Raw genomic sequence first — 23,896 nt, 5'->3', positions numbered from 1 at the left:
CTACAAGCGCACGGTCCGTGTCCGGCATGAATGAAACCAATGTGCTGATCGTTGGCGCTGGACCGGTCGGGCTCACCCTTGCGATCGATCTGGCGTGGCGGGGCGTCGACGTGACGGTGGTGGAAACGCGGGCGCCTGCGGCGCCGCCGGAGCCGAAATGCAATCACGTCGCTGCCCGCACCATGGAGATCTTCCGCCGGCTGGGCCTCGCCGAAACAATCCGCAATGCCGGATTGCCGGCGGATTATCCGCACGACATCAGCTACCGCACCTCGTTTACAGGGCAGGAGCTGACGCGGATTCGCATCCCGTGCCGGCGCGACCGCTTCACGGCAACCGACGGACCCGACTGCAACTGGCCGACGCCGGAGCCGCCACACCGCATCAACCAGATTTTTCTGGAGCCAATTCTGTTCGAGCATGCGACGGCGCAATCGCGCATCCGCATCATCAACCGGACCTCGGTCGAAGACGTCGTGGTGGAAGACGCCGGCGCGCGTATCAATTTGCGTGACCTCGACACCGGCGCCGTGAGAACAGTGAATTGCCGTTACCTGATCGGTTGCGACGGCGCGCGCTCGATCGTTCGCAAGGCGATCGGCGCCGAATTGTCCGGCGATGCCGTGATCCAGCGGGTGCAGTCCACCTACATTCGCGCACCCCGGCTGATCGATCGTCAGCAGAGTGAGCGGGCGTGGGGCACCGGTGCCATCAACCCGCGCCGCTCGGGCATGGTGTATGCGATCGACGGCCGCGAGCGCTGGCTGGTGCATAATTACATGAAGCCGGACGAGGGCGGTTTCGACGAGGTCGACCGCGATGCCTGCCTGCGTACCATCCTCGGCGTGGACGATGATTTCAACTATGAGATCCTCTCAAAGGAAGACTGGTATGGCCGCCGACTGATCGCCAGCAAGTTTCGTGATCGCTGCGCCTTCATTGCCGGCGATGCCGCGCATATCTGGGTGCCCTATGCCGGCTACGGCATGAACGCAGGGATTGCGGACGCCATGAACCTGTCGTGGCTGCTGGCGGCTCATCTCAAAGGCTGGGCGCCCCCCTCCATCCTCGACGCCTATGAGGCGGAACGCTGGCCGATCACCAGCCAGGTGTCACGGTTTGCGATGTCGCATGCGGAAGCCGAAATTCGCCGCCGCGGGTCGGTGCCGGCAGACATCGAGGCGGCGGGTCCGGAAGGCGAGCGCGTGCGCGAAGAAATCGGCCGGCTCACCTATGAGATCAACGTCCAGCAATATGCCTGCGCCGGCCTCAACTTCGGCACCTATTACGATCGCTCGCCGATCATCGCCTATGACGGCGCTAAGGCTCCGGCCTACACGATGAGCCTCTATACGCCCTCGACGGTCCCGGGCTGCCGCACGCCGCATTTCCGGCGCGCCGATGGCAGTTCGATTTACGACGCCATGGGCAAGGGGTTTACGCTGTTGAGGTTCGATTCAGCCGCCGACGTCGCGGCGCTCGAAGCGGCGGCTCGCGTGAGGGGGGTGCCGCTCGGCGTGCTCGATGTCGAGGGAGCGGGCCTTGCCACCGATGATGGCAACGGTCTGGTGCTGTCGGGTCTGGTTTTGTCGCGGCCGGACCAGCACGTGGCCTGGCGGGGCGTTCGGGTACCGGACGATCCGCTTGGGCTGATCGATCGTGTGCGCGGCGCCGGAAGCTAGAGCCGTTTCGGTTCTGACGGAGTCACAACCGGGCTCTGTTTGTCGATGGGGCGGATTTGTTGGAGGCGTAGTGATTCACGGCGTATTTTTTTGACGCGTACTTTTTTGGACGCATACTTTTTCGCGCGTGCTCTTCGCGCGAACCGGCCCCGGTCCGCGCGAAAACACCAGGCAACCGATCAGTCTTCGTTCGCTGCGATCGATTCCATCAAGGACACCAGCTGACGTTGTACGGTCTGGTCCTTGATCTTGCTGTAGGCGCGCAACAACCGCAGGCTGAAAGCGCTGTCGAGGAACAGCAGGCTCTCGACCTCACGCGCCTTGCCGTCGCCGTCGTAGAAGAAGGTGACGGGCACATCGAGCGCGGTAGCGATCTGCTGAAGACGAGCTGCGCCGACACGGTTGACGCCCTTCTCGTACTTCTGGACCTGCTGGAAGCTGACGCCGAGCTTGTCGCCAAGCTCTGCTTGCGAGATCTTCTGCTCAACACGCCGCAGGCGAATCCGCTTGCCCAATTCAATGTCGGGTTTGCCGGCACTGCGCTGCTTCATCTTCTTTGCTGCTGATGTTTTCATTCTGGTTTTACCGTCCTTCGATCGGGAAACCCTGAGCGATTAGGCCAGGGGTTCATCCGCATTTACCGCGTTAAGTTCGTCAGGGTCGTGAGTTCGTCGTTAGAACCACGTGATATCGAGTGATTGCGGGATGGTAGCCAAACGCATTTGCGTATTGGAAACACCCTGATACCGGCGCCGTCGGCTGCCTCCAGCCATTGGCGCCCGGGGCATAATTTAGCAAAACCCCGCACTCTTACATTTGGCAAACTATTCGACAAACTACAACCACCGCGAGTTCACTTGCCACAGATTCTGGGAGCATACTTACCGTGTAGCGCCTGTGTACCCGGTACTTCTACGGATATTTGTGGCGGGTTGTGGGCCGATGAATTACCCCTTCAGGTCTACACGAAGACTTCCCGTGGCTTGTATCACGCGCATGCTTCAACCGTGATATTTAGAAAAATACAGCACGGTCGATACGATTTTCAAATCGATAGCGCGCTGGACAATTGAGTAAAAGTTCTGGATCATCAGGTCAGGCTCTCACACGATCCATTGCGTGACAGTGGCCGAATTATTTTGGGTGCCTTTTCGTGGAGAGGCTCATGAAGCGAAGATCCGGACCGCCTCCAATCTACCTTGCAAGCTCAGGAACTGATAAAATGCCGGCGGCCCATTCAGAAGAACGATTGCTGTCGCTCCTCGCAACGCTGGAGGAATGCCGGGCGTTTCTGATGGATAAGGCCAGCCCGGAGACCGCAAGATTGCTATCACTGGCCATTCTCGAGCTTCGGATGGAACTGCATCGGGTGACCGATTCCGAACTCAAGGCATTGTGCGACCTGATGGTGACGGATGCTCAGGCTGCGCAAAGCGCCAAGGCCGAACCAGGCCCGCGGCTGCCGCCTTATCTGAAGCTCATCAAGTAAGCGCTGCCTTCAGCCCGATAGGCCAGCGCAAAAACTCCCCGACCGGTCGAACTGCACGGCGCTTGGCCGGTGCGACTCGTTGTCGCTCTTTGGTTGCGGGCAACCCCATCCCGGCTCCAGCCTGCAGTGACATCCGCCAGGCTCTTCGAACACGCGCCGCGGCTCGTCGGAGTCGAAATCGCTGTCCGCTCAAGTCTCCTGCTCGAGCGCCGCGGTCACCGTGCAGACGACGCCGCGCGGCAGAAAGTCGACGGTGGCTTCGCCGCCGAGCTGGTCTCGCGCGCTGCGCTCGATCAGGCGCGAGCCGAAACCGCGCTGCACCGGCGCAGAAACGTGCGGCCCGCCGGATTCGGTCCAGATCATCCGAAGTTTGCGGCCATCGCTTTGCGCGATGATCTCCCAATCCAGCGCAACGGTTCCACTGTCGTTCGACAGCGCACCGTATTTTGCGGCGTTGGTCGCTATCTCGTGCACGATCATCGACAGCACCACGGCGAGCCGCGGCGATAGCGGCACCAACGGTCCGAACATCCGCACCCGATCCGGATTGCTCAGCAGATAGGGTTTGAGAACCCGTGCGATGACGTCCTGCAACTCGGAGCCCTGCCATTTCTCCTGGCTCAACAAATTATGCGCTTCTGCGAGCGCACCCAGCCGGCCCTCGAATTTCTCGCGCTCGGCCCGGCTGGCGCTGCGGAAGGTCTGGGTGGTGATCGACTGCAGGATCGCGAGCGTATTCTTGACGCGTGTTGAGTTCGTCGATCAGCAGATCGTGCAGCATCTCGCCGCGGGCAATCGCCGTCGCCATCCGCACCGCAAAGGCAAGGCCGACCAGCAGCAGCACGCCACCGATCACGCTGGTGATCGCCAGATTGCGCCATAACGGGGCGACCAGCGAGCTTTCCGCAATCCCGCCGGCGACCGTCCAGCCGGTGAGCGAGGAGCGCGCAACGCCGGTGATCAGCGGCACGCCTTCGAGCGACACGGTCGCAAAGGTCCCCTCGGGTTTGCGGACCAGCTCCGCATAGAGCGACGGCGATGCCCGCTGGCCGATGGTGTTCTGCGGGTTCGGTACACGCGCGAAATTGGTGCCTTCGCCGTCGAAGATCGAAATCGTCCAGTCCTTGCCCGGAAGCTGCTTTTCGATCATGTCCTGGAAAATCTCGATCGGCGGGCTGAACGAGATGTCGTAGATCACCTCGCCGTCGCGAATGACCGGCACTTCGACCGTCACGATCAGCCCCTTCTTGACCACGCCGGTGAACAGGCTCGAGTATTGCGGACGCTTGGTCGCGAAGACCTTCTCGACAATGTCGAGGTTGTTGCGCAGCGGAAGCGTGGCGGTGTCAGTCGTGACCGAGGAGAACAACTGGCGGCCTTCGCGGTCCGCCACCAGCACCACGCCGTCCCTGCCGTATTGTTCGAGGAAACCGGTAGCGATGCGGCGGAAACCGTCGAAGTCGCGGTCCCGCAGCGCGTTGGTCAGCGACAGCACCTGGAGCCCGCCGGTCATGCGCTGCATTTCGGCGTCGAGCACGAGGCGGATGCCGCGTACGGTTTCGAGCACGCGCTGCGTGTCCTTGCGGTCCTGGACGTAATTATTGAAAACGATGCCGGCCGCGAAAATGATCAGCGGCAGCGTGGTTCCCGCCACCAGTAGGACGAGACGCATCGGCAGTGAAAGCTTTGGCAATGCTCGTCCCGGATCGGCGCCCAACCGCCGCGAGCATAGGAGAAGCAGCCGGCATCCGCCAAGGATTTTAGTCCGATTTCGCGTTGGTGACCGGCGGAGCGGCGGCCTGCGTGGTGCGCCGCATCATTGCGTTCGCTGCAGTACTGTGCTGTTCGATCCGCGCATTGGAATTAGCTTCCATCGCAGCGCTCTTTTGAATACGCTCCGAAAATTGCAAGCCGCAACGTCGGCAAAGCCCACGACCCGGTACAAGGGCGGGGCTCAGGGAGGGGACAACATGAAGCGCAGAACAGTATTGGCTGGGCTCGGTGCGACAGCGGCCGCGGGCGTTCTTGGAATGCCGTCCATTTTGAGGGCGCAGGCGCCCGTCACGCTGAACGGCGCCGTGCAGTTCAACGACGACCACGCGTTTACCAAGGCGCTGGTTCGGTTCGAAGAGCTGGTGAAAAAGTATTACGGCAAGCCCGTCAATTTCACGCTGCACAAGAACTCGTCCCTCGGTCTCGAGAAGCAGTATTTCGAGTACATGTCGCAGGGCAAGGCGGTCGATTACGGCATCGTCTCGCCGGCCCACATGTCGACCTTCGCCAAGGCGGCGCCGTTCATCGATGCGCCCTTTGTGTTCAAGGGCATCGACCACATGAACAAGGTCGTTGAAGCGAATATCCTGGCGCCGATCGCCGACGAAGTCGCCGCGAAGGCCGAGGTGGTGCTGGTCGGCTATTCCGGTGGCGGCATCCGCAACATCTTCGCCAACAAGCCGTGCAAGAATCTGGCCGACCTCAAGGGCCTCAAGGTGCGCGTGCAGGGTGCGCCGATCTGGTCGAAGACGTTCGCAGCCGTCGGCATGAGCCCGACGGTGATCGCCTATAACGAAGTCTACAACGCCATCCAGAATGGCGTGATCGCCGCGGGCGAGAACGAAGCCGCCGGCGTCGAGGCGATGAAGTTCTACGAAGTGGCGCCGCACCTCAATCTGACCGAGCACGCGGTCTCGATCCGGCCGATCTGCTTCTCGGTGAAGACGCTCAAGACCCTGCCCAAGGATCTGCAGGACGCGATCATGAAAGCGGGCAAGGAGGCCGGTGATTTCGGCCGCAAGCTCGAGTCCAGCGAGGAAGTCATCAAGCTCGACGCGCTGGAGAAGGCGGGCAAGCTCAAGCGCGTGCCGTTCCAGGAGCGCGACGCCATGAAGAAGCTCGCCGATCCCGTGATGGCTACCTACGCCAAGGAAATTGGCGCCGAGGGCATCTTCGAAAAAATCAACATCGCCTAGGGCTGCGTCGCAGACCGGAGTTTCGGGGCAAGCTTCACCGCTTGCCCCGTTTGATGAGTATTACCGCGCGGGGGCGCCAATGACCGAACTGCCGATCGATTTCAATCCGTCGCTTTGGCGGCGACTAACGCGCGCCTATGGCAAATTGCTGGAAATCCTGCTCGCCGCCTGCGTCGGCATCCTGGTCATTCCCGTCACGCTGCAGATCATCTCGCGCTATACGCCCTTCATCCCGTCCTACATCTGGACCGAGGAAATGGCGCGGTTCCTGTTCATATGGACCATCATGATCGGGGCCATGGTCGGCGTCAGGGAGGCGCAGCATTTCGAGGTCGATGTGTGGCCGGATTTGTCGCGGCGCTCCGAGGCTTTGGTACGGATCCTGGCGCGCCTCGGCATCCTGGCGCTGGCGGTGGTGTTCGTGTGGGCGGGCATCGAGTTCACGCGCTTTGCCTGGAACAGGACATCGGAGCTCGCAGATCTGCCGCTCTGGCTGATTCACGTCGCATGGCCGGTGGCAGGCTTCACCTGGATCGCGTTCGCGGGCGAGCAGATCGTCGACGAAACGCGGATCCTGATGGGGACTGAGCGATGACTGGCAGCGTTCTCTCCTCCGGCGATGCCGCGCTGGTTTTGTTTGGCACCTTCATCGGGCTGTTGATCATCCGCGTGCCGGTCGCCTTTGCGCTCGGTCTCGCCTGCCTGCCGATCCTGCTGATCGAGCCGCGGCTGTCCGCGATGATGCTCGCGCAGGAAACCTTCAACGCCTACAACTCCTTCATCTTGCTGGCGGTGCCGTTCTTCCTGCTGACCGCGAACCTGATGAGCATTGGCGGCATTACCGACCGCCTGGTGGCGCTGTCGCGTTCGATGGTCGGGCACTGGCCGGGGTCGTTGGCGCAGATCAACGTCGTGCTGTCGGTGTTCTTTGCCGGAATCTCCGGCTCCTCGACCGCGGATGCGGCGAGCCAGTCCAAGATCTTCATCGACGCCCAGACCAAGGAGGGCTACGACCTCTCGTTCTCCATCGCCATTACCGCGGTGTCGGCGGTGCTCGCGGTCATCATCCCGCCGTCGATCCTGATGATCGTGTGGGGCGGGCTGATCTCGACATCGATCGCGGCGATGTATCTCGCCGGCATCGTTCCGGGACTGCTGATTGCCGGCGCGCAGATGGTGACCGTGCACGTCTATGCGGTGCGCCGCGGTTATCCGACCTATCCAAAATCGAGCTGGGTGGAGATGCGTTGCTCGATCTGGCGCTCGATTCCGGCGCTGATAACGCCGTTCATCATCGTTGGTGGCATTCTGCTCGGCTGGTTCACGGCGACCGAGTCCGCTTGTGTCGCGGTGCTGTATTCGGTCGCGCTCTCGGCTTTCTTCTACCGGGAAACCGGCGCGAAGGAGCTGTACAGGGCCTTGCTCGACACCGGGCGCCTCGCCGGGGTCGCGCTGTTCTGCGTCGGCACGGCCAGCGCATTCGGCTGGCTGCTCGCCTATTACAAGATACCGGAGGGGCTGCTCGCCAACGTTTCGACCTGGGGCATGGGGCCGATCGCGGCGGGCTTCTTCATCGCCTTCTGCTTCCTGGTGGTCGGCTGCTTCCTCGACGCCATTCCGGCGATCGTGATCGTCGGCACCGTGCTGGAGCCGCTGGCGCGGTCGGTCGATCTGCACCCCGTGCAGTTCGCGATCATCTCGATCGTCTCGTTGGCGTTCGGGCTGGTGACGCCGCCTTATGGGCTATGCTTGATGATCGCCTGCTCGATCGCGGGGGTGCGGCTGCGCTATGCGCTCAAGGACACCGTGATCATGCTGATCCCGATGTTGCTGGTGCTGGCGGCGCTGATCATCTTTCCCAGCGTATCGCTGTTCCTGCCGCGCCTGATCGTGCCGGAGATGTTGAAGTAATCGAAATCCAGTCCCGCGGTGGCCGCCGCGGGACTGAGTTACTGCTCTAGAGATTGCTGTCGGTGATCGCCGAATACACCAGGGTGCGCAGCTCGCGACGCAGCGGATAGGCGCTCGACGGCAGCACCTGCGTCATGAAGATCGTGATCAGTTCTTCCGCGGGATCGATGAAGAACGACGTCGTCGCCGCACCGCCCCAGTTGTATTCGCCTGGGCTGCCGGGAATCAGCGTTTGCTCCGGATGCATGGTGACGGCAAAGCCGAGACCGAAGCCGATGCCGTTATAGGTAGCTTCGCTGAACAGCGAGCGCGACATGCCTGGCAGGTCCAACCCGCCGGGCAGATGGTTCGATGTCATCAGCTTCAGCGTCTTCGGGCCGAGCAGCCTGACGCCGCCAAGCTCACCGCCATTGAGCAGCGCCCGGCAGAAGGTGAGATAGTCGGCCGCGGTCGAGCACAATCCGCCGCCGCCGGAGACGAGCGAGGGCGGGGTAAGGAACGAACTCGTAGCCGGGTCATCCTGCAGCTTCAATGTGGCCTCGCCGGCCGCCATGCCGATCTGTACGCCGGCCGAATAGCACGCCGCGAACCGATGCGCCTTGTCCGCCGGCACGAAGAAGTCGGTGTCGTTCATGCCGAGCGGATTGAAGATGCGTTCCTTCAGGAACTGCTCGAACGGCATGCCGCTGATCTTGCCGATCAGATAGCCGACCACGTCGGTGGCGACAGAATAGTTCCAGGCTTCGCCCGGCGAAAATTCCAGCGGGATTTTGGCGAGGTCCTCGATCATGCTTTGCAGCGTGCCGGCCTTGATGACCTCGCCGATCTTGTTCTCGCGATAGGCGGCGTCGACATTGGAGCGCTGCTGGAAGCCATAGGTAAGACCCGAAGTGTGCCGCAACAGGTCCACGATCAGCATCGGCCGCGACGGCGGCCGGGTCAGGAACGCCGGGAAGGTGCCGGCCTGGAACACGCCGAGGTTCTTCCATTCCGGAATGTATTTATGGACGGGCTCGTCGAGGGCGACGCGGCCCTCCTCGAGCAGCATCATGAAGGCCACGCTCGTGATCGGCTTGGTCATCGAATAGATGCGGAAGATGGTGTCGTCCTTCACCGGGACCTTGCGCTCGATATCGGCAAAGCCCTGCACGGTCGAGTGCACGACCTTGCCGCGGCGGTAGATCAGGACCTGCGTTCCCGGGAAGCGGCCGGCGTCGATGTAGCGCTGCTTGAGATGGTTCTCGAGACGGTCAAGCGCCGGCTTGGACATTCCGGCAGACTCGGGCGAGGCGGGGGTGGGGGCTAACATCGGGGCTGAACTCCGGCTGGCGAGGGAGCCTTGATAGCCGAAAAGTGTGCCCCGTTCCAACCGCCTGCGCTTACCCCGAGCGGTACGGTAGTGTAGGCTTGACCGAGCCACCATGCACCCCGCAGGACAGCCAAAATGCCCCAATTCAACGAAACCGAACTGACTGCCGCCGTGATCCGCAGCTTCGAAGACACGCCGGATCCGCGGGCGAAATTCCTGCTGCAGGAACTGGTGAAATCGCTGCACGATTATGTCAGCCGGACCGATCTCACCTTCGAGGAATGGGAATACGCGATCGATTTCCTGACCCGGACCGGTCAGAAGTGCACCCCGATCCGCCAGGAGTTTATTCTGCTCTCCGACGTGCTCGGGGTCTCGATGCTGGTCGACGCCGTCAATCATCGTGAACGCGAAGGCGCCACCGAGACCACCGTGCTCGGGCCGTTCTATGTCGGTGAGCACAAGGTGATGCCGCACGGCACCGATGTCTCGGCCAATTTGCCGGGCGAGCGGATGTTCGTGCAGAGCCGTGTCACCGACCTTACGGGCAAGCCGCTGGCGAATGTTCCCGTCGATATCTGGCACGCCGACGACGAGGGCTATTACGATTCACAGAAGGCGTCCTATGCCACCGAGGGACCCTCATCGCGGGCGCGCTTCGTCACCGATGCCGATGGCCGGTTCTTCTTCCGCACCATTTTGCCGTGCAGCTATCCGATCCCGACCGACGGTCCGGTCGGTGAGATGATCATTGGGGTGCGCCGCCACGCGATGCGGCCGGCGCATGTCCATTTCCTGGTCGCGGCACCGGGCTATCAGCCTCTGATCACGCATGTGTTCATGGAGGGCGACAAGTACCTGGATTCCGACGTCGTGTTCGGGGTCAAGGATGAGCTGGTCGCGAAGATCGAGAAACGAACCGACGCGGTCATGCCGGACGGCAAGCCGGCGGCCGCACCGTGGCACCTGATGAGCTACGAATTCAGGATGAAACCGGGCGATGGCGCCGCCCCAAAACCGATGATGGCCGAGACCACTGACAAGGCGACTGACAAGGCCACCGAGCACGCCTGAAGCCCCTGTTTTTGTGTCTGCTCAATTCTTGTGCGCCGCACAAGAATTGAGCGAATCGCAAATTTAGAATGCGACTAGCTATCCTTCGGCGTCACCTCGCCGGACCATCAATTATTTGAAATAATTATACTTTTTGCGCTGAAAAGGGCTTGGCACGAAGCTTGAATAGCTAGTGCCGACGCCATTGATGCCGTCCCTTGAGACCACTCATCCGAATTGAATCGCCGCCATTCCGGGGCCTCCCCGGAACGCGCCTTTTTGCGCCCCCGTGCGCGACGCCAATCGGACGGCCCATTCACACGCAAAGGAGCGAATACCGATGACGAAGCCCACCCACCCGACCCCGAAAGGCCTCAGCCGGCGTCAGCTCCTGAAGGCGACCGCCGGAACGGCGGCCTTGCTCCCAGCGGCCAAGCTGAATTTCCCGGCCGGCGCCTTCGCGCAAGGGGCGGGGCCTGAAGTGACCAAGGCGACGCTCGGGTTCATCGCGTTGAGCGATGCCGGGCCGCTATTCGTCGCCAAGGACAAGGGGTTGTTCGCCAAGTATGGCATGCCTGACGTCGAGGTCGCCAAGCAGGCGTCGTGGGGCACGACGCGAGATAATCTGGTGCTGGGTTCGGAAGGCAACGGCATCGACGGCGCGCATATCCTGACCCCGATGCCGTATCTGATCTCGGCCGGCAAGGTGACGCAGAACAATCAGCCGACGCCGATGTACATCCTGGCGCGGCTCAATCTCGACAGCCAGTGCATTTCCGTTTCCAACGAATATGCCGATCTCAAGCTCGGCGTCGACACCGCGCCGTTCAAGATCGCGCTGGAAAAAAAGAAAGCGGCCGGCAAATCGGTCAAGGCTGCGATGACGTTCCCGGGCGGCACGCACGATCTGTGGATCCGCTACTGGCTCGCCGCCGGCGGCATCGATCCCGACAAGGATATCGAAACCATCGTGGTGCCGCCGCCGCAGATGGTCGCCAACATGAAGGTCGGCACCATGGACTGCTTCTGTGTGGGCGAGCCGTGGAACCTGCAGTTGATCAATCAGAAGATCGGCTACACCGCGGTCAACACCGGTGAAATCTGGGCCAAGCATCCAGAGAAGTCATTGGGCATGCGTGCGGCCTGGGTCGACAAATATCCGAAGGCCGCCCAGGCGATCCTGATGGCGGTGATGGAGGCGCAGCAATGGGCCGACAAGGCCGAGAACAAGAAAGAGCTGGCGACCATCATGGGCAAGCGGCAGTGGATGAATTGCCCGGTCGAGGACGTCTACGACCGCTCGGCAGGCAAGTTCGACTACGGCATTCCCGGTAAGGTGGTCGAGAACTCGCCGCACATCATGAAATATTGGCGCGATCATGCCTCCTATCCGTTCCAGAGCCACGATCTCTGGTTCCTCACCGAGGACATCCGCTGGGGCAAGTATGACGCGGGCTTCGACACCAAGGCGCTGATCGCCAAGGTCAACCGTGAGGATCTCTGGAGAGAGGCCGCCAAGACGATGGGTGTCGCCGCTGCCGACATCCCGGCTTCCAAGTCGCGCGGCAAGGAGAGCTTCTTCGACGGCAAGGTGTTCGATCCGGAAAATCCGGCCGCCTATCTGAAGTCCCTGTCCATCAAGCGTGTTGAAGTCTGATTGAGGCGAGGCCGCACGCCTTCGCGTGCGGCCTGCCATTTGAAAACGGAGACGCATTTCCCATGAATATGCCTGCGATCAAGACCGAGCCCGCCACTGCGATTGTTGCGCCCAAGACACCTGCAGCTTCAGCCCCGGTTGCCACCCCGGTCGTGACGATGACGCCGAAGCGTCCGCCGCGTGCCGAAAAATACAGCAAGATGGCAAAGGACGCCGCGGTGCGCGTCGTGCCGCCGCTGATCGTGATCGCGCTCCTGATGCTGTTCTGGGAGCTGGTCTGCCAACGCGCCGGCTCCACCCTGCCGCCGCCCTCGCGCGTGTTCAAGGACACCAAGGAACTGATCTTCGATCCGTTCTTCGATCGCGGCGGCATCGACAAGGGCCTGTTCTGGCACCTGTCCGCAAGTCTGCAGCGCGTCGCGCTCGGCTATTCGATCGCCGCAATCGTCGGCGTCGCGCTCGGCACGCTGGTCGGCCAGTCGGTCTGGGCGATGCGCGGGCTCGATCCCTTGTTTCAGGTGCTGCGCACCATCCCGCCGCTGGCGTGGCTGCCGCTGTCGCTGGCCGCGTTCCGCGACGGTCAGCCCTCGGCGATCTTCGTCATCTTCATCACCTCGGTGTGGCCGATCATCATCAACACCGCGGTCGGCATCCGCAACATTCCGCAGGATTACCGCAACGTCGCCGCCGTGGTGCAGCTCAATCCGCTGGAGTTCTTCGGCAAGATCATGATCCCGGCCGCCGCACCCTACATCTTCACCGGCCTGCGCATCGGCATCGGCCTGTCCTGGCTTGCGATCGTCGCGGCCGAGATGCTGATCGGCGGCGTCGGCATCGGCTTCTTCATCTGGGACGCCTGGAACTCCTCGCACATCAGCGAAATCATCCTCGCGCTGTTCTATGTCGGCATCATCGGCTTCGTGCTCGATCGATTGATCGCGGGCCTCGGCAAGATCGTGACCCGCGGCACTTCCGCAGGCTGAAGGGAACATATCATGCAGGCCTATCTGAAGCTCGACCACATCGACAAGACCTTCACCCGCGGCAATGCCACGACCGAGGTGCTGAAGGAAATCAACCTGACGATCGACAAGGGCGAATACGTCTCGATCATCGGCCATTCCGGTTGCGGCAAGTCCACGCTGCTCAATATCGTGGCCGGCCTTACCGACTGCACCAATGGCTGCGTGCTGCTGGAAAACCGCGAAGTCAATTCGCCGGGACCGGATCGCGCAGTGGTGTTCCAGAACCACAGCCTGCTGCCCTGGTTGACCGTCTATGAAAACGTCCGCCTTGGCGTCGACAAGGTGTTCGCTTCGAGCAAGACCCGCAGCGAACGCGATGCCTGGGTGATGCACAATCTCAACCTCGTGCAGATGGCCCATGCCAAGGACAAGCGCCCGTCGGAAATCTCCGGCGGCATGAAGCAGCGCGTCGGTATCGCGCGGGCGCTGGCGATGGAGCCGAAGGTTTTGCTGCTCGACGAGCCCTTTGGTGCGCTCGACGCGCTGACCCGCGCGCATCTGCAGGACTCGGTGATGGCGCTGCACCAGAAGCTCGGCAACACCATCCTGATGATCACCCATGACGTCGACGAGGCCGTGCTGCTGTCGGACCGCATCGTGATGATGACCAACGGCCCAAGCGCGCGGATCGGCGAAGTGCTGGAAGTGCCGCTGGCCCGTCCGCGCAAACGGCTCGAGCTCGCAACCAACCCCGGTTACCTCAAGTGCCGGCAGCGCGTGCTCGAATTCCTGTACGAGCGGCATCGCTTCGTCGAAGCGGCGTAGTTCTTGCTTTGCTCCCCAGGGGCGAAGGATTTCGCTCCCGCCGGGGCGAAGGATTTCGCTCCCGAACGGGGCAAGGGCTTTGGAAGAGGCAGGAGAACGACATGACGCCAGAGCAAGTCAAACTCGTGCAGCAAAGTTTCGCGAAGGTCGCGCCGATTTCCGAGCAGGCGGCGGTTTTGTTTTACGGCCGCCTGTTTGAAGTGGCCCCCGGCGTCCGGGCAATGTTTCCGGACGACATGACCGAACAGCGCAAGAAATTGATGGCGACGCTCGCCGTCGTCGTGGGCGGACTGACCAACCTCGAAGCCGTGCTCCCAGCCGCGAGCGCGCTCGCCAAGCGCCATGTCGATTACGGCGCAAAGGCCGAGCACTATCCCGTCGTTGGCGGCGCCCTGCTGTGGACCCTCGAAAAGGGGCTCGGCGACGCCTGGACGCCGGAAACGGCATCAGCCTGGACCGCCGCCTACGGTACACTGTCCGGTTACATGATTTCGGAAGCCTACGGCAGCGCAGAAGCCGCCGAGTGAGGATACGTCATGAGCGAACCGCTGGTTATTGTCGGCAACGGAATGGCTGCCGCCCGTCTGGTCGACGAACTGGCCAAGCTTGCGCTCGGGCGCTACGCCATCGCCGTGATCGGGGACGAGCCGCGGCTTGCGTATAATCGCGTGCTGCTGTCGTCGGTTCTCGCCGGCGAGACCGCTTCGCATGACATCGAGCTCCGGCCCGCTTCATGGTGGCGCGACCGTGGCGTTACCCTGAAATACGGCTGCCGGGCCACCGAGGTCGACGTCGGCCGGCGCGAAGTCAAGATTGCGAACGAGGAAAGCATCCCGTTTTCAAAACTGATCCTGACCACGGGTTCGTCGCCGTTGCGGCTCAACGTATCAGGCGCCGATCTTGCCGGCGTGCATACGTTTCGCGACAGCCGCGACGTCGATCTCCTGCTGACGCTGGCTGCGCAGAAGAAGCGCGTGGTGGTGGTCGGTGGCGGGCTGCTCGGGCTCGAAGCGGCCTACGGGCTCGCCAAGGCCGGCGCGCCGGTGACGCTGGTTCATCTGATGGACCGGCTGATGGAGCGTCAGCTCGATGCGCCTGCCGCAGAACTGTTGAAATCGCTGGTCGAACGCAAGGGCATCGAGATCCTGCTCAACGCCAATACCGCGCGCATCCATGGCGAGACCCGGGTCGAGGGCGTCGAACTGACGGACGGCCGCCGTATCGATGCCGACGCCGTGATCTTCGCAGCGGGCATCCGGCCAAATATCGCTCTGGCAAAAGAAGCCGGCATCGCCGTCAACCGGGGCATCGTCGTCGATGACCATTTGCAAACTGCCGCGCCTGACATCTTTGCGATCGGCGAATGCGCCGAACACCGCGGCATCTGCTACGGCCTGGTCGAGCCGGCCTACGAGCAGGCGCGCGTGCTGGCGCGGCATCTCGCAGGCAGCGCCGCCTCTTATAGCGGCAGCATCGTGGCGACCAATCTGAAGGTCTCCGGCGTCAGCGTGTTCTCGGCGGGCGATTTCGTGGGCACTGAGGGCTCCGAGACCATCGTGCTCAGCGATCTCAACTACGGCACCTACAAGAAGCTAGTGGTCGCGGACGGAAGGCTGACCGGCGCGGTGCTGATCGGCGATGTCAGCGACGCACTCTGGTATCTCGAACTGATCCGCACCCGTCAGCCCACCGCGCGCATTCGCGCCGACATGATGTTCGGCCGCTCGCTCGCGATCCGTTCAGAGGCGGCATGAGCCGGCCCCTCGCATGACCGCCGTCGATCCCCATCTGCGCGCCACCAAGACCACCTGCGCCTATTGTGGCGTCGGTTGCGGCATCCTGGCGACGCCGGACGGAAGGGGCGGGGCGGCGATCTCGGGCGATCCCGAACACCCGGCGAATTTCGGCCGGCTGTGTTCGAAGGGCTCGGCGCTCGGCGAGACGCTGGGCCTTGAAAATCGTTTGCTGCATCCGATGATCCGCTGCGACAATGGGACCATGGAGCGTGTGGCCTGGAGCGACGCGCTCGACCATGTCGCGCACCGGTTCCAGCACATCATCGCGCGCGATGGTCCCGGCGCGGTCGCCTTCTATCTCTCGGGGCAGCTGCTGACCGAAGACTATTACGTCGCCAACAAGCTGATGAAGGGATTCGTCGGCAGCGCCAACGTTGATACCAATTCACGGCTGTGCATGGCGTCATCGGTCGCCGGCCATCGCCGCGCGTTCGGCTCGGATACGGTGCCGGGTTGTTACGAGGATCTCGACGAGGCCGATTTGCTGGTGCTGGTCGGCTCCAACGCGGCCTGGTGTCATCCGGTGCTGTACCAGCGCATGCTGGTCAACAAGCAGAGCCGCGGCGCCCGCATCGTGGTGATCGATCCGCGCCGGACCGATACGGTCGGCGATGACGATCTGTTTCTGGGGTTGAAGCCGGGCACCGACACCGCGCTGTTCAGCGGCTTGCTGGTGCACCTCGCCGACAACGGCGCGCTCGACCGCGATTACATCGAACGCCACACCACTGGCTTCGACGAGGCGATGACGCGGGCGCGTAGCATGGCGGGCAGCCTCAGCGCGACGGCGCTGGCAACCGGCCTGTCCGAGCCTGATGTCGCGGCGTTCTTCCAGATGTTTGCCGGCACGCCGCGCGTGGTCACGATGTATTCGCAGGGCGTCAACCAGTCGGCGCAGGGCACCGACAAGGTCAATGCGATCCTCAACTGCCATCTGGCGACGGGTCGGATCGGCAAGCCGGGCGCGTCGCCGTTCTCGCTGACCGGACAGCCCAATGCGATGGGCGGCCGCGAGGTCGGCGGGCTCGCCAACCAGCTGGCGGCCCATATGGGTTTTACGCCTGTGGACATCGACTGCGTGCGCCGGTTCTGGAAGGCGCCGCGGATCGCGACCCATGAGGGGCTGAAAGCAGTCCAGATGTTCGAGGCCATCGCGCGCGGCGAGGTCAAGGCGCTGTGGGTGATCGGCACCAATCCGGCGGTGTCGCTGCCCAACGCGGATGCCGTCAGCGCGGCGCTGAAGAAGCTCGAACTGTTCGTCGTCTCCGAGAACGTGATCTCCAACGACACCGTCGATGCGGGCGCGCAGGTGCTGTTCCCGGCCCAGGCGTGGGGTGAGAAGTCAGGCACCGTGACCAATTCGGAACGGCGCATCTCCCGTCAACGCGCATTCCTGTCCGCGCCGGGCGAGGCGCGGCCGGATTGGTGGATCATCGGCGAGATTGCAAAACGGCTCGGCTTTGGCGCGGCGTTCAATTTTGCATCAGCCGCCGATATCTTTCGCGAGCACGCGGCACTCTCGGCGTTCGAGAACGAAGGTAGCCGCGATTTCGACATCGGCGGCTTGCAGGCGCTGTCGGACGAAGCGTTTGACGCGATAGCGCCGGTGCAATGGCCGATCCGCCAGAATGCCGAGCCGCAGGCGCGGTTCTTTGCCGAAGGCGGCTTTTTCGCCAGCGAACAGAAGGCCCGCTTTATCGTACCGGAGACTCCCGCGCTGCGCACCGAGACCACGGCCGCGCGCCCACTGCGGCTGAACACCGGCCGCGTCCGCGACCAATGGCACACCATGACCCGGTCAGGGATGAGCCCGCGGCTCGGCCAGCATCTGCCGGAGCCCTATGTCGAGGTGCACCCGGACGATGCCGCACGGCATGGTGTCGCCGATGGTAACTTCGCGCGGGTCACGACCGATTACGGACAATGCACGCTGCGCGTTGTCGTCAGCGATCGCCAGCAGCGCGGCATGCTGTTCGCGCCGATCCACTGGAGCGCGGTCACGGCGACCGGCGCACGCGTGGGATCGCTGGTTGCACCACTCACCGATCCGTTTTCAGGCCAGCCCGAGAACAAGGCGACGCCGGCCTCGATCACCCCTTACGAATATGTGTTCCGAGGTTTTGCATTGTCGCGCATGCCGCTCGAACTGCCCGATCATGCCTGGTGGGCGCGCGTCGCCGTCAATGGCGGCTATGGCTATCTGCTCGCCGACAATGCCGATCTCAGAGGCTGGCAGTCCTGGCTCGGCGCCATCGCCGGCGATGACCTCGCCGAATACAAGGACTTTGGCGGCGGCGTCTATCGCGCGGCGTCCTTTGCCGCTGACCGTATCGAGACCTGCCTTTTCATCGGGCCGGCACGGGACGCTGGCGACTGGAATGTGGTCAAGGGCCTGTTTGCCGCCGACGCGCTCAGCAACGACCAGCGCCGCATGCTGCTGTCGGGCAAATCGATCGATGGCCTGGCCAATGCCGGTCCGATCGTCTGCGCCTGCTTCGGCGTCGGCCGCACCACGATCTGCGAGACAATCGCAGCCGGTGCGCGCTCTGCGGCCGACATCGGCGCCAAGCTGAAGGCCGGCACCAATTGCGGCTCCTGCATTCCGGAGTTGAAGCGGCTGATCGCGCAGACCACGCCGGCTGCCGCGCCGCAGCAATTGGCCGTGGCGGCGAACTAGGCTCGGTCTCGCAACGTCATTGCGAGCGTAGCGAAGCAATCCACACTTGCGTTGCCTTCCAATGGATTGCTTCGCTTCGCTCGCAACGACAGGGAGCGCGGCTGCAATTTGAATTAAAGCCTTGCCATCTACCGCAAGTTGTGGAAGCTTTTGTCGGCTTTGGGGGATACCTATTATGTTTAAACCTGTCATTGCAGCGTTTTGCTGCGTGCTTGCGGCTGGGTGCGCGACCGTTCCGACTGAGCAAGCTGATGGAGTTTCGCTAGCTGCAGTAGAAGAGCGCGTCAAATGTGAGATCGGCCGTGCTTATCGCAATCTAAGTGAGAGACGAGATCCGTACGGAAAGCAGGTGTTCCCTGACTTGAGTCGCTGGGCCGCCGGGGTCACATTGTCACTAGCGGTAGATACGACTGGAGGCGCAAATGCGTCGTCGTTGGTCGGACCCTTTGGCAGCCTTAGTCCTCTCGAGTTCGGCGCAGGAGCAAGCCTTAACGCCAAACGGACAGGCCTGTTCAATGTTTATACAGCTTTTGCAGAAGCGGCCCTCCACCATTGCCGCGGAATAAACGTGGGAATTTTACTCGAAGGAAATCTCGGACTGGCGGAATGGATCGAACGCGTATTTGAGAGTCAGCTTGCTGCACAGCGAGCTGCGGAACAGGCTTCGGAATTCGGTCAACTACTTCCCTTTAATGGAAAGGACAAGTCGATTGGTTACTCTCTTGCATTTCTTACAACGCTCAACGCCGGTGCTACACCTAACTTCATTTTTAGTGGAGGTACGGCGAAGTCGGTTTTGGCGTTCGAAACAAAGCTAACCCATTCGCTCGACATAGCGATGCTAGAAATGACGAAGGGCGATTTCGAGAGAATATTTGAAACCGTACACATCCCAGCAGTTACAAAGCGAGTGCCTAACACTGACCCAAACACCAAAGGGATTCACCCCCTCACGGTGGAAACGATCAAACCCGCTCGAACTGAGAAGAGGTATGTAGGCAGAACAGGAATTGGCCTAGTGACTAAGGATCGCTTGGATAGCGTTCTTCAGCAGCTCAATAACAAGACCCTGATACAGACTTTGCGACGCTAGGCGGTTCCTACTCCGACGGAAGCCGCGAAAACCGGAAATTGCAGTGGCTCGCGCCGCTAGCCAACGTTTGTGTCCTTTCCAGCTGGATGCCCCGCGTGGCATAGGCGTCGAAATCGAGCCCACAAATGTGCGGCAGGATTTCCTTATCTCCATGGCGAGCTGCAAATTTGCAGAAGCCGCAAGCCTTGTAGTTGATGCCGAATTCAAACTTGTCACCGGTATCCGGCTCGACGAAATCGTAGACGAAATCTTCCGGAAATTTACGCTGATGGCTTTTTGCAGCCTGCTCGCGCAGCAAAGCCTGATTCTCTGCCGACATGAATTGACGCCCCGAGGCGAGGCGTTCCGCTTCGGGCACGGTGAGCAATTGCGCCTTGTAGGTTTCCCGCTCGATTTCGCCGATCACGGGCAGCGACACGCCGCGCCGCCGGAGCACCCGGCTGATGGCCATAAAGCCCATGAGACGCATGAAGAAATCGCTCATGCGACTTGCCGCGCCGCCGACATAGGGCATTTGGGTGAGCACGATTTCGAATTCGTCCATCACCTCCTGCCTGATCCCGTCAATATTGGATAGATGCGCGCGCTCACACAACATCGGTTCGGCAAGATCGAGGCGATGGCGCATCGCAGCCTCCATTGCCCCGCGATGCTGCTCGTAAAAGGAGTGAATCTCAGCCATAGGCAGTCTCCTGTTCGACGAACTCGAGAGCCAGGCCATGCGATGCGGCGGGCGAAGTCAGCAACACATTGCCGATGACCTCGAAAGCGACACCGTTATTCTTCAAGACTCGCCCGGTCGCATCGAGATCGGTGACCGCCAGACGCGCCGCGCAAAAGCGTGGCGAACCATCGATGGCGCAATTCGGCAACCGGCGCGCCATCTCGGATGGGCCGAGCACGGTGATCCGGTCGCCGCGCTCGCCGATCGTCAACCGCCCGGGCGCTAGCTCGGCGGCGCCCTCCGTGAGGCGCTCGAGGAACGCGCCGTGCTGCGCCGGCTCCGGCGCCGACATCACGACCTCGATCACGCGCAAGGCGCCGTTGGGGTGGTGCTGATATTCGGCCTTCCAGAACAATTCCGGCGGATGGCGTTGCTGGCAGGTGAAGAAGGCAATCCCGGGCATCAAGGGATCAGTGGCAAAGGCCAGTGAAAATCCGACCCGGGCCGTGCCTCCGCCCGGCAGCACCGCGTCACGGCCAAAATCGAACGGCGCATAGGCGCCGATATGGGCCGCGTTGAAGCGCGCCGCTTCGGCATGGGAGTCGGTGCTGTGCAAGGCCAGCATCGACATCCCTTCACCGGTGCGAAGAAAAACCTGGTTGTGGGCGGCGAAGCTGAAGTGGCCGGGCGCGGCTGGCGGCACCGTCCCAGCATCGGTAACGGCCAGTAATTCCAGAAAATTATTCCCGAACATCGCCAGACGGTTGCTGGTTCCAAAGGGATGGACACCGGTCGGCGTGAGAGAAAAGCCGAGCGTTTGCCAGTCCAGCGCGGCCTTTGCCAGATTGTGGACGCAAATAACGAGATGATCCAGTCGGCGAGGCATGGGATCTCCTGGTGTTGCGATGCGACCGTAACCGGGGACATCAGGTCGGCGCAAAGCATAGTTCCTTCGCTCAAGCACTAGAAAATCTATTGCAAGGCCAGGGCCTATCAGTGACAAACTGCAGCGCGATGACCTACACCCTTCCACCACTCAATGCGCTTCGCGCGTTCGAAGCCGCCGCGCGACATCTCAGCTTCAAACTGGCCGCGCACGAGCTGCATGTGACACCTGCCGCCGTCGGGCAGCAGGTGAAAGCGCTGGAGGCGCGCCTCGGCGTACGCCTGTTCGAGCGGCTGCATAAGCAGCTCATCCTGACCGCGGCCGGCCAGGCCTATCTGCCCGAAATATCCGACGGCTTTCGTCGCATTGCGGACGCGACCTCGCAATTGAAGCCGGCCGGCGCGGTGCTGCTGCAGTTGGGGGTCCATGGCAGCTTCGACCTGCGCCGGCTGGAGCTGGCGGCGTTTAGAAGCGCCCATGCGGAAATCGGCTTGCGGGTGCTGCAGCCCGCCGGCCTGCACGAACTGGTCGAGGGCAAAGTCGACCTGCTGATCGCCCGCGGTCTTGGCCACCATCCGGGCTATCGCTGCGACCGCGTTGACGAGGGATCCGGTTTGGGCGATTGGCTGATTGCGCCCGAAGGCACCGCGGACTGTCCCGAGGTCGCCAGCTTCCGCGATTGGCTGCGCGCTCTGCCGGTCGAGAACCCGCTCGAAGTCCATCGCCGCCCTCGTCTGGTCGGCAACATCAGAAGTTGAGGCGATCGTGAAGCAGAAAAAATTCGGCGTCAAAGGCCCGGAAGTGTCCGTCATCGGGCAGGGCACCTGGTACATCGATCGGGGCGACCGCAAAAGCGCGGTCGCAGCACTATGCCGCGGTATCGAGGTCGGCATGACCCATATCGACACCGCTGAAATGTATGGCGATGCCGAACTCGTGATCGCCGAGGCGATCGCCGCCGGCAAGCGCGAGGATCTCTATCTCGTCTCTAAGGTACTGCCGAGCAACGCGTCGCGTCGCGGCACCATTGCCGCCTGCGAGCGATCGCTCAAGCGGCTGAAGACCGATCACCTCGATTGCTACCTGCTGCACTGGCGGGGATCCCATGAGCTTGAAGACACCGTGGCGGCGTTCGATCAGTTGATATCAGCCGGAAAAATCCGCTCATGGGGTGTCAGCAATTTCGACACCGACGATCTCAACGAACTGCTGGCGGTCGCCGGTGAGGGCACGATCGCCTGCAACCAGGTGCTCTATCATTTGCAGGAGCGCGCGATCGAGCATGCTGTCATCCCGTGGTGCGAACGGCACGGCGTTGCCGTCGTCGCCTATTCACCGTTCGGTCACAATGATTTTCCCTCGCCGCACAGCAGGGAAGGGCAGGTCTTGCAGGCGATTGCCGATGCGCGCCGGGTCACCGCGCGGCAAATCGCGCTCGCGTTTCTGACGCGCATTCCAGCGGTGTTTGCCATTCCGAAAGCCGCGAGCGCGGATCATGCCGCGGATAATGCGGCGGCGGGGAAGTTGACGCTGAGCGCCAGCGAGATCGAAGCCCTCGACAACGCATTTCCGCGTGGCCCGAAGCCGCGCGGTCTGCCGATGCTGTAGCGAACGCAATTCACTTTACGTCATGCCCGGCCATAGTAGTCTGCCGGCGTAGACTACGTACACTTGTCTGCGCTGCCGGGCATCCACGTCTTGTCTCTATAAGAGAGGAAGGCGTGGATGGCCGGGACAAGCCCGGCCATGACGAAAGAGGATGACGAGGTCGCTGTAGCGCAACACGGTTCTTAACAAAGTGTTGCAATCGCGCCCTCAGCGCATATCCGTGTCCCATTATCGGACCTTGTTGTTCCCCCTCAAATGGCGTTTTTTAGAGCCTCGCCCGATTCGATCATTATTGCTTTCGAGATTGCCGTGACACCGTCCCCCGCCGCAGCCGCCAGGCTGGACAGCGCGCCTTTGCCGTTGCCCGAGAAGAAGTACTCCACCCCCAAAGCGCCCGCTCGTGCCGATCGTCCGTTCAAGGGCATCGCGCTGATCCTGGCGTCGACGGTCTTCCTCGGCATCTCGGACGTGACCGCGAAATATCTGTCCGCGACGCTGCCTTCGATCGAGATCGCGTGGATCCGTTTCGTGGTGTTCGCCATGATCATGATGCCCGCGATGCTGCCGGGCTCGCCGCTGTTTGCGCTGCCGACCAAACGGCCCAGCCTGCAATTGATGCGCGGCGTGACGGTGCTGGCCTCGTCGCTGTTCTTCATCTCCGGCCTGCGGTACCTGCCGATCGCGGAAGCCTCCGCCACCGGCTTCGTTGCGCCGCTGCTCGTCACGGCGTTGTCGATCGTGTTCCTCAACGAGAAAGTCGGCCTGCGGCGCTGGATCGCGACCGGCGTCGGCCTGATCGGCGTCATCATCATCCTGCGTCCCGGCACCGGAGCGTTTCATCCCGCCGCGTTCTTTCCGCTGGTCTCGGCGCTGGCGTGGGCCTGCACGCTGATCATGACGCGGATGATGAGCGGCACCGAGCGCGCCATCACCGTGATGACCTATTCCTCGATCGCGGGCGTCTGCATCCTCTCGGCGCTGGTGCCGTTCGTCTGGGTGACACCGAGCTGGCACGACATCGCCTTCGGCATCTTCATCGGCGTCGCCTCGACCGCGGGACAGTGGATCGTGGTGCTGGCGTTCCGTTATGCCGACGCCTCGGTGCTGGCGCCGTTCTCCTACACCCAATTGCTGTGGGTCAGCATCCTCGGCTTCCTGATTTTCGGCGAGGTGCCTGACGTCTACACTGTGACCGGCGCCGGCTTCATCGTCGCCAGCGGTCTCTACACCGCGCATCGCGAACGGGTGCGCCGCTCGCAGCTTTTAACGGTCGCGGCCGAGTCGTCTCCGAACGCCTGAGCGATCCCGGCCG

Annotated in this window: 20 protein-coding genes and 1 pseudogene; 16 read left to right on the top strand and 5 right to left on the bottom strand. The window is 62.2% G+C overall.

Annotated elements, in window-relative coordinates; translation table 11 throughout:
• Positions 1-26: 26 nt before the first annotated feature.
• The gene (locus JQ575_RS18080) at positions 27-1,682 is read left to right on the top strand and encodes an FAD-dependent oxidoreductase (RefSeq protein ID WP_212034572.1); all 1,656 of its coding nucleotides are present in this window, start codon (positions 27-29) and stop codon (positions 1,680-1,682) included.
• 179 nt (positions 1,683-1,861) lie between these two features.
• Here the strand turns inward: JQ575_RS18080 and JQ575_RS18075 are convergent, their stop codons facing one another.
• Complete coding sequence (locus JQ575_RS18075; protein WP_192734827.1) at positions 1,862-2,257, bottom strand: helix-turn-helix domain-containing protein; 396 nt, start codon at positions 2,255-2,257, stop codon at positions 1,862-1,864.
• Between the two features lie 647 nt (positions 2,258-2,904).
• Here JQ575_RS18075 and JQ575_RS18070 point away from each other — a divergent pair.
• Positions 2,905-3,171 carry a hypothetical protein gene (locus tag JQ575_RS18070; protein ID WP_212034571.1) on the top strand — a complete coding sequence of 89 codons (267 nt, stop codon included), beginning with the start codon at positions 2,905-2,907 and terminating at the stop codon, positions 3,169-3,171.
• A 189-nt stretch (positions 3,172-3,360) separates the two neighbouring features.
• On the opposite strand, the pseudogene JQ575_RS18065 reads toward JQ575_RS18070, so the two are convergent.
• A pseudogene (locus tag JQ575_RS18065) lies at positions 3,361-4,864 on the bottom strand (sensor histidine kinase).
• Between the two features lie 277 nt (positions 4,865-5,141).
• Between JQ575_RS18065 and JQ575_RS18060 the strand changes: the two are divergent.
• The 3 genes from JQ575_RS18060 to JQ575_RS18050 all read left to right on the top strand — a co-directional run bounded on the left by JQ575_RS18060 (position 5,142) and on the right by JQ575_RS18050 (position 8,051).
• Positions 5,142-6,140, top strand: a complete 999-nt coding sequence (locus JQ575_RS18060) for a TRAP transporter substrate-binding protein (RefSeq protein WP_212034570.1) — start codon at positions 5,142-5,144, stop codon at positions 6,138-6,140.
• Positions 6,141-6,219: 79 nt separating this feature from the next.
• The gene (locus JQ575_RS18055) at positions 6,220-6,735 is read left to right on the top strand and encodes a TRAP transporter small permease (protein ID WP_212034569.1); all 516 of its coding nucleotides are present in this window, start codon (positions 6,220-6,222) and stop codon (positions 6,733-6,735) included.
• Entirely contained in the window at positions 6,732-8,051 is a 1,320-nt protein-coding gene (locus JQ575_RS18050; RefSeq protein ID WP_212034568.1) for a TRAP transporter large permease, read from the top strand. Before JQ575_RS18055 ends, JQ575_RS18050 begins: the two co-directional genes overlap by 4 nt.
• A 46-nt stretch (positions 8,052-8,097) precedes the next feature.
• Here JQ575_RS18050 and JQ575_RS18045 read toward each other — a convergent pair whose 3' ends face one another.
• Positions 8,098-9,360: a serine hydrolase gene (locus JQ575_RS18045; RefSeq protein ID WP_212034567.1), complete on the bottom strand. Its 1,263-nt coding sequence runs from the start codon at positions 9,358-9,360 to the stop codon at positions 8,098-8,100.
• Between the two features lie 135 nt (positions 9,361-9,495).
• On the opposite strand from JQ575_RS18045, the gene JQ575_RS18040 reads away from it, so the two are divergent.
• The 8 genes from JQ575_RS18040 to JQ575_RS18005 all read left to right on the top strand — a co-directional run bounded on the left by JQ575_RS18040 (position 9,496) and on the right by JQ575_RS18005 (position 19,426).
• The gene (locus JQ575_RS18040; protein ID WP_212034566.1) at positions 9,496-10,434 is read left to right on the top strand and encodes a dioxygenase; all 939 of its coding nucleotides are present in this window, start codon (positions 9,496-9,498) and stop codon (positions 10,432-10,434) included.
• Positions 10,435-10,753: 319 nt separating this feature from the next.
• Complete coding sequence (locus tag JQ575_RS18035) at positions 10,754-12,070, top strand: CmpA/NrtA family ABC transporter substrate-binding protein (RefSeq protein WP_212034565.1); 1,317 nt, start codon at positions 10,754-10,756, stop codon at positions 12,068-12,070.
• A gap of 62 nt (positions 12,071-12,132) precedes the next feature.
• Positions 12,133-13,053 carry a nitrate ABC transporter permease gene (gene ntrB / locus JQ575_RS18030; RefSeq protein WP_212034564.1) on the top strand — a complete coding sequence of 307 codons (921 nt, stop codon included), beginning with the start codon at positions 12,133-12,135 and terminating at the stop codon, positions 13,051-13,053.
• A 12-nt stretch (positions 13,054-13,065) separates the two neighbouring features.
• Positions 13,066-13,860, top strand: a complete 795-nt coding sequence (locus tag JQ575_RS18025) for an ABC transporter ATP-binding protein (RefSeq protein WP_192734817.1) — start codon at positions 13,066-13,068, stop codon at positions 13,858-13,860.
• A gap of 101 nt (positions 13,861-13,961) precedes the next feature.
• Entirely contained in the window at positions 13,962-14,387 is a 426-nt protein-coding gene (locus JQ575_RS18020; protein WP_212034563.1) for a globin family protein, read from the top strand.
• Positions 14,388-14,396: 9 nt separating this feature from the next.
• On the top strand, positions 14,397-15,614 hold the full coding sequence (locus JQ575_RS18015; RefSeq protein WP_212034562.1) for an NAD(P)/FAD-dependent oxidoreductase: 1,218 nt from the start codon (positions 14,397-14,399) through the stop codon (positions 15,612-15,614).
• A gap of 13 nt (positions 15,615-15,627) precedes the next feature.
• The gene (locus JQ575_RS18010; protein WP_212034561.1) at positions 15,628-18,333 is read left to right on the top strand and encodes a nitrate reductase; all 2,706 of its coding nucleotides are present in this window, start codon (positions 15,628-15,630) and stop codon (positions 18,331-18,333) included.
• A gap of 175 nt (positions 18,334-18,508) precedes the next feature.
• A complete protein-coding gene (locus JQ575_RS18005) occupies positions 18,509-19,426 on the top strand; it encodes a hypothetical protein (RefSeq protein ID WP_212034560.1) in 918 nt (305 codons plus the stop codon).
• Positions 19,427-19,433: 7 nt separating this feature from the next.
• Here the strand turns inward: JQ575_RS18005 and JQ575_RS18000 are convergent, their stop codons facing one another.
• The gene (locus JQ575_RS18000) at positions 19,434-20,108 is read right to left on the bottom strand and encodes an L-2-amino-thiazoline-4-carboxylic acid hydrolase (RefSeq protein WP_212034559.1); all 675 of its coding nucleotides are present in this window, start codon (positions 20,106-20,108) and stop codon (positions 19,434-19,436) included.
• On the bottom strand, positions 20,101-20,976 hold the full coding sequence (locus tag JQ575_RS17995) for a VOC family protein (RefSeq protein WP_212034558.1): 876 nt from the start codon (positions 20,974-20,976) through the stop codon (positions 20,101-20,103). The genes JQ575_RS18000 and JQ575_RS17995 overlap by 8 nt, the downstream gene beginning before the upstream one ends.
• Before the next feature lie 128 nt (positions 20,977-21,104).
• Between JQ575_RS17995 and JQ575_RS17990 the strand changes: the two genes are divergently transcribed.
• The 3 genes from JQ575_RS17990 to JQ575_RS17980 all read left to right on the top strand — a co-directional run bounded on the left by JQ575_RS17990 (position 21,105) and on the right by JQ575_RS17980 (position 23,883).
• Positions 21,105-21,734: a LysR family transcriptional regulator gene (locus JQ575_RS17990; protein ID WP_212034669.1), complete on the top strand. Its 630-nt coding sequence runs from the start codon at positions 21,105-21,107 to the stop codon at positions 21,732-21,734.
• Between the two features lie 7 nt (positions 21,735-21,741).
• Positions 21,742-22,584, top strand: a complete 843-nt coding sequence (locus tag JQ575_RS17985; protein WP_212034557.1) for an aldo/keto reductase — start codon at positions 21,742-21,744, stop codon at positions 22,582-22,584.
• Between the two features lie 354 nt (positions 22,585-22,938).
• Positions 22,939-23,883 carry a DMT family transporter gene (locus JQ575_RS17980; protein ID WP_249166738.1) on the top strand — a complete coding sequence of 315 codons (945 nt, stop codon included), beginning with the start codon at positions 22,939-22,941 and terminating at the stop codon, positions 23,881-23,883.
• Positions 23,884-23,896: the final 13 nt, after the last annotated feature.

It is taken from the genome of Bradyrhizobium sp. JYMT SZCCT0428 (assembly GCF_018131075.1).
Classification (GTDB): domain Bacteria; phylum Pseudomonadota; class Alphaproteobacteria; order Rhizobiales; family Xanthobacteraceae; genus Bradyrhizobium.
This window is presented reverse-complemented; position numbering and strand designations above follow the sequence as displayed.

What these genes read in the sequence shown, in the direction of transcription:
- JQ575_RS18080 (WP_212034572.1), top strand. Translation starts at nt 27, where the DNA reads ATGAATGAAACCAATGTGCTGATCGTTGGCGCTGGACCGGTCGGGCTC.
- JQ575_RS18075 (WP_192734827.1), bottom strand. Translation starts at nt 2,257, where the DNA reads ATGAAAACATCAGCAGCAAAGAAGATGAAGCAGCGCAGTGCCGGCAAA.
- JQ575_RS18070 (WP_212034571.1), top strand. Translation starts at nt 2,905, where the DNA reads ATGCCGGCGGCCCATTCAGAAGAACGATTGCTGTCGCTCCTCGCAACG.
- JQ575_RS18060 (WP_212034570.1), top strand. Translation starts at nt 5,142, where the DNA reads ATGAAGCGCAGAACAGTATTGGCTGGGCTCGGTGCGACAGCGGCCGCG.
- JQ575_RS18055 (WP_212034569.1), top strand. Translation starts at nt 6,220, where the DNA reads ATGACCGAACTGCCGATCGATTTCAATCCGTCGCTTTGGCGGCGACTA.
- JQ575_RS18050 (WP_212034568.1), top strand. Translation starts at nt 6,732, where the DNA reads ATGACTGGCAGCGTTCTCTCCTCCGGCGATGCCGCGCTGGTTTTGTTT.
- JQ575_RS18045 (WP_212034567.1), bottom strand. Translation starts at nt 9,360, where the DNA reads ATGTTAGCCCCCACCCCCGCCTCGCCCGAGTCTGCCGGAATGTCCAAG.
- JQ575_RS18040 (WP_212034566.1), top strand. Translation starts at nt 9,496, where the DNA reads ATGCCCCAATTCAACGAAACCGAACTGACTGCCGCCGTGATCCGCAGC.
- JQ575_RS18035 (WP_212034565.1), top strand. Translation starts at nt 10,754, where the DNA reads ATGACGAAGCCCACCCACCCGACCCCGAAAGGCCTCAGCCGGCGTCAG.
- ntrB (WP_212034564.1), top strand. Translation starts at nt 12,133, where the DNA reads ATGAATATGCCTGCGATCAAGACCGAGCCCGCCACTGCGATTGTTGCG.
- JQ575_RS18025 (WP_192734817.1), top strand. Translation starts at nt 13,066, where the DNA reads ATGCAGGCCTATCTGAAGCTCGACCACATCGACAAGACCTTCACCCGC.
- JQ575_RS18020 (WP_212034563.1), top strand. Translation starts at nt 13,962, where the DNA reads ATGACGCCAGAGCAAGTCAAACTCGTGCAGCAAAGTTTCGCGAAGGTC.
- JQ575_RS18015 (WP_212034562.1), top strand. Translation starts at nt 14,397, where the DNA reads ATGAGCGAACCGCTGGTTATTGTCGGCAACGGAATGGCTGCCGCCCGT.
- JQ575_RS18010 (WP_212034561.1), top strand. Translation starts at nt 15,628, where the DNA reads ATGACCGCCGTCGATCCCCATCTGCGCGCCACCAAGACCACCTGCGCC.
- JQ575_RS18005 (WP_212034560.1), top strand. Translation starts at nt 18,509, where the DNA reads ATGTTTAAACCTGTCATTGCAGCGTTTTGCTGCGTGCTTGCGGCTGGG.
- JQ575_RS18000 (WP_212034559.1), bottom strand. Translation starts at nt 20,108, where the DNA reads ATGGCTGAGATTCACTCCTTTTACGAGCAGCATCGCGGGGCAATGGAG.
- JQ575_RS17995 (WP_212034558.1), bottom strand. Translation starts at nt 20,976, where the DNA reads ATGCCTCGCCGACTGGATCATCTCGTTATTTGCGTCCACAATCTGGCA.
- JQ575_RS17990 (WP_212034669.1), top strand. Translation starts at nt 21,105, where the DNA reads ATGACCTACACCCTTCCACCACTCAATGCGCTTCGCGCGTTCGAAGCC.